Origin of the sequence: Marseilla massiliensis, from assembly GCF_016899955.1 — a bacterium.
Taxonomy (GTDB): Bacteria; Bacteroidota; Bacteroidia; order Bacteroidales; family Bacteroidaceae; genus Prevotella; species Prevotella intestinigallinarum.
In genome coordinates, this window is the sequence record NZ_JACJJL010000051.1 from 1 (window position 1) to 5287 (window position 5287).

The window sequence follows — 5287 nt, forward strand, 5'->3', positions numbered from 1 at the left end:
AAAAAGCCGTGTATCAATGTACAACGTACATTTGACACACAGCTTGCTTTGTTTTGAATTCGTCGAATTCACGTTAATTTAATGTTTCGCCACGGTTAATGAGCCAGACGACGCCACCGGCACTGGGCGCAGCTACTGCCTCTGCCGCCTTTCGGCAAGCTCTGACTGCATTTTCTCGTTAAACTGCTTTGTTATCGGATAGTAGCAAACTGCCACGACGCCTATGCAGAAAAGCAAGGCCGGTATGATGCTCGAAGCAATCTGTATGCCAGTAACGGCGTCGGCACTCTGACCGGTAGAACCGCCAGACCGGAAGCCGAACATCGATAGGACAAGCCCGGCAAAGGCCCCTCCGAGTCCGAGGCCTGACTTTAGGGCAAACACCACGCCGGAGAAGCACAGTCCCGTGGCACGGCGGTGGTTGACATACTCTATATGGTCGGCCACGTCGCCAATCATTGCCCAAAGCAGCGGAACCGTAGGGGCGTAAGCCAGCGACTTGAGCACGCACAGCACAAACATGAAGCGGACATCTGAAGGTTGCGGCAAATAGAACATGACCGTGAATACTGCCGTGAGCGAGAGGCAGACGATGAAGGTTTTCTTCTTGCCGTATCTGTTTGCCAGAAAGGCCGAAAGGGTTATCACACCTATGAATTGAACTATGGCCCCAACCATGTTGAACAGAGAGAAGCCTATGGCATAAGCGTCCGACTCGCTGTGGGCCACGAGGTTGAAGGCTTCGAGCAGCGAGCGCCACCCACCGCTACCGCCTGCGGAAGCCACCAGTCCGATATCGTCGATGAAGGCGTAGAGGGCGCCCTGGTCGACATACGACTGGAAATAAAAGCTCATGGCAGAGCCCCACATGGCAAGCGTGATGAAGACAAACAGGGTGAGCACGAACATTGAGCGCCACGACACGCTGGCGACAAGCTCACGCACATCCTCGCGTATGTTGGTCTTCTGATGGGGCGGCGGCGCTATGCGCTCACGGGCAGACAAGAAAGTGACGATGAAGCACACCAGGCACACTGCGGCAAAAAGGCCGATGGTGCAGAGCCAGCCGTGGCGGTCGTCACCGCCGCCAAACTTTGACACGAGCGGAAGGGTGAGGCCCTGTACGACAAACTGGGCAATGGTGCTGCCAACAAACCGTATGCTGGTGATGCTGGTGCGATCGCGTATGTCGCCCGTCATCACTCCGCCCAACGATGAATAGGGCGTGTCGTTAAACGAATACATTGTCATGAGCAGCACATAGCTCACGGTGGCATAAACCGCCACCAACCACTTGTCTTCTATGCCGGGATTCCAGAATGCCAGCACATAGAACACGCAGAAAGGCACCGACGTCCATAGCACCCACGGACGGTACTTGCCCCATCTGGTTTCGGTGCGGTCGGTGATGATTCCAACGGCTGGATCGACAAAGGCTCGGCAATGCGAGCAACAAGCAACACACTGCCGGCAATGGCACCGTCAAGCCCGAAGATGTCGGTATAAAACTTCAGCTGGAATATCATCATCATCTGGAATACCAGATTGGCGGCCACGTCGCCCAATGAATAGCCAACCTTCTCACGCAGTGTGATTTTGGAATCTGTCATTATTACACGTCAAAAGTTTAAATTATCTGCATGCAAAATTAATAAAAACCTTATTGTCTTATTTCTCCTCATGTTGCATAGACTTCGCTTGGCGTTTCATCATGGAATAATCATTCCGTAAATCGCTTCTGGCAATGCCTGTACACAAAAGAAAGGACACGCGCCAAGCACACCCCCACCCCACATCTTATGATATATAAGCCACTGCCCCACCGGCGGCAGTGGCATCATGCGGTTGCGCGGCCTGCATGAGCCGACTGCATACAGCCTCTGCCACAACGCCACCGCCAGAATAGCCCCATGGGCAAACAAAGGGAGCCCCTCTGCATGTATATCACACCAGCCCCAATCCAAACAAACAGATGGCACAGGAATGCTAACGTGCAACGGACACGCTGCCAAAACAAAAAAAATCATGCTATGTGAACGCCAGGCCGCGTGTGCCAAAATGGCAGTCGGCAGATAGCATGGCATACTATGCCCTACGTTTGGCACGTGCTTTGCTACACTTTAAGCGGATTGCAATGCAGTCCACAACATAAAATCACTTAACAAGAATAATAATAAAAAGAATAAAGATATGGGAAAGATTATTGGAATTGACTTGGGTACAACAAACTCATGTGTTGCCGTCTTCGAAGGCAACGAACCTGTAGTGATAGCTAACAGCGAAGGCAAGCGCACCACCCCGTCTGTAATCGGTTTCGTAGAAGGCGGCGAGCGCAAGGTGGGCGACCCCGCCAAGCGCCAGGCCATCACCAACCCGAAGAACACTGTATACAGCATCAAGCGCTTCATGGGTGAGACATGGGCACAATGCGAAAAGGAGGTGAGCCGCGTGCCGTTTACCGTTGTCAATGAAGGCGGATATCCACGTGTAGACATCGACGGCCGTAAGTATACCCCGCAGGAAATATCGGCCATGGTTCTGCAGAAGATGAAGAAAACCGCCGAGGACTACCTCGGACAGGAAGTGACCGACGCTGTAATCACCGTTCCGGCATACTTCTCTGACTCACAGCGCCAGGCCACAAAAGAGGCAGGCCAGATTGCCGGACTCAATGTGCGCCGTATTGTCAACGAGCCTACGGCTGCCGCATTGGCCTACGGCGTTGACAAGGCAAACAAGGACATGAAGATTGCTGTATTCGACCTCGGTGGCGGTACATTCGATATCTCTATACTGGAGTTTGGTGGCGGTGTGTTTGAGGTGCTCTCTACCAATGGTGACACTCACCTCGGTGGTGACGACTTCGACCAGGTAATCATCGACTGGCTGGTACAGGAGTTCAAGAACGACGAAGGTGCCGACCTCACAACCGACCCGATGGCAATGCAACGCCTGAAGGAAGCTGCAGAGAAGGCAAAGATAGAGTTGTCAAGCTCTACTTCTACGGAAATCAACCTGCCGTATATCATGCCGGTAGGCGGTGTTCCCAAGCACTTGGTAAAGACGCTTACACGCGCAAAGTTCGAGCAATTGGCCCACAGCCTCATCCAGGCTTGCCTCGTGCCATGCCAGAACGCCATACGCGACGCCAAGCTGACAACTGCCGACATTGACGAAGTAATACTCGTAGGTGGCTCAAGCCGTATACCCGCCGTGCAGACATTGGTTAAGAACTATTTCGGAAAAGAGCCGTCAAAGGGTGTAAACCCCGACGAGGTTGTGGCTGTTGGCGCTGCCATACAGGGTGCCATCCTCAACAAAGAAGGCGGTGTGGGCGACATTGTATTGCTCGACGTTACTCCGCTGACGCTCGGTATCGAGACAATGGGCGGCGTGATGACCAAGCTCATCGAAGCCAACACTACCATACCGTGCAAGAAGAGCGAGGTGTTCTCTACAGCCGCCGACAACCAGACAGAAGTGACAATCCACGTGTTGCAGGGTGAGCGCCCCATGGCTGCACAGAACAAGAGCATCGGCCAGTTTAACCTGACAGGCATCGCACCGGCTCGCCGTGGCGTTCCGCAGATCGAGGTAACATTCGATATCGATGCTAACGGCATTCTGAAGGTGTCGGCAAAGGATAAGGCAACTGGCAAGGAACAGGCTATCCGCATAGAAGCTTCGTCTGGCCTGAGCAAGGAGGAGATTGAGCGCATGAAGGCTGAAGCGGAGCAGAACGCAGAGAATGACAAGAAGGAGCGTGAGCGCGTCGACAAGATGAATCAGGCTGACTCTATGATTTTCACCACAGAGAACTTCCTGAAAGATAACGGCGACAAGATACCTGCCGACCAAAAAGCTCCCGTGGAGAGCGCACTGCAACAGTTGAAAGACGCCCACAAGAGCGGCGACATCACGGCCATCGACAACGCCATCAACAACTTGAACACCGTAATGCAAGCCGCAAGCGCTCAGATGTACCAAAACGCTGGCGCACAGCCTAATGCAGGAAACCAGCAAGCCGGCGGCCAACAGGCTCAAGACAGCAACTCAAAAACCGACGACAACATACAAGACGCCGATTTTGAGGAAGTGAAGTAAATATCGGTAAACAACGATAACTAAAGATAGTAAAATAGGGTGCAACTCATTGAGTTGCACCCTATTTTCGTTTTTGACACTTTCGGATGTATTTGCTTGTTTCTCGGATTTTTATTGTATATTTGTACCATATTTGTACCGACACTTAAAAGTAGATAATGTGACATATAATCCGTTGTCGGTGCTGATAGTGAATGGTTTATATTAAAAAGACAGCTATGCCAGTAGCAAAATTCGAGATTGTACGCAAATGTAAGGTCTGCGGAGAATTGTTCAAAGCGAAGACCATTGAATCTTGGTATTGCTCCCCAAGATGTTCCAAGATAGCGTGGAAACGCCGTAAGGATGAGGAACGAAAAATGCAAAGATTGGACGAGGTTGTAAAGAAGATACCTGAGTCCAGAGATTATATCACCGTTCCTGAAGCCTATGCTTTGTTTGGAATCAGCAAGGAAACTCTATATCGTCTGATTCGCAAGGGCTGCATTTCAAGCGTGAACGCTGGCCAAAGACAAATCCGTGTAAGTAAGGATGAATTGATGAAGCTATATCCACTGCGAAAGAAAGCCTTGACAAAGTCGAAGCCTGTTGCCAAACTTTACAGTCTGGAACCAAAGGACTGTTACACCATCGGTGAAATAGCTAAGAAATATCATTTGGACGACAGTACGGTGTATCTCCATATCCGTAAATACTCTATCCCCACCCGACAGATAGGGAATTTTGTCTATGCCCCCAAGAAAGAAATTGATAATCTATATAAAGAAGCGAAGAAATGAAGAAAGCGTTGGTCAATACACGAGTCTCGGTAAAACTCCGCAAGTCAGAATACCGTGAGGAATGGTATCTGTATGTTGAAGCCTATCCGGTTTTTCATGCAGATAAGTCCAACCCTCAAAGAGTGCGTGAATATTTGAACCGCACCATTACTACTCCCATTTGGGATAAGTCCCAAAATGCCCGAACAGGCAAAAACGGCAAGATTACCTATAAGCCTAAACGTGATTTGAACGGCATTATACAATGTAAATCGCAGTTAGACCAAGAAGCATGTATTTATGCCGACAAGGTAAGGAGCCTGCGGCAGAAGGAATACGACAATGCCTCATTATGCAAAGTGTTATATTATGCGAAGTGTCATATTTTAGCTGCTGATTATTAATAAAATATCAAAAAACGCTAT

The 5287-nt window shown here is 50.3% G+C and carries 2 protein-coding genes and 2 pseudogenes; 3 read left to right on the top strand and 1 reads right to left on the bottom strand.

Translation table 11 applies throughout. From position 1 onward, the window contains the following. Positions 1–132: 132 nt before the first annotated feature. Positions 133–1610: pseudogene (locus H6B30_RS15475) on the bottom strand (MFS transporter). A gap of 538 nt (positions 1611–2148) precedes the next feature. Here H6B30_RS15475 and dnaK point away from each other — a divergent pair. From dnaK to H6B30_RS15490, 3 genes and pseudogenes are all read left to right on the top strand, one after another. Further along, complete coding sequence (gene dnaK, locus H6B30_RS15480; RefSeq protein ID WP_205112174.1) at positions 2149–4104, top strand: molecular chaperone DnaK; 1956 nt, start codon at positions 2149–2151, stop codon at positions 4102–4104. Between the two features lie 218 nt (positions 4105–4322). Continuing rightward, complete coding sequence (locus tag H6B30_RS15485; RefSeq protein WP_205112173.1) at positions 4323–4883, top strand: helix-turn-helix domain-containing protein; 561 nt, start codon at positions 4323–4325, stop codon at positions 4881–4883. After that, positions 4880–5215: pseudogene (locus H6B30_RS15490) on the top strand (Arm DNA-binding domain-containing protein); the annotation flags it as partial. The gene H6B30_RS15485 and the pseudogene H6B30_RS15490, both read left to right, overlap by 4 nt. Positions 5216–5287: the final 72 nt, after the last annotated feature.

Bases quoted from the DNA above. Each gene is read 5' to 3' on its own strand.
- H6B30_RS15485 (WP_205112173.1), top strand. From the start codon at position 4,323: ATGCCAGTAGCAAAATTCGAGATTGTACGCAAATGTAAGGTCTGCGGA.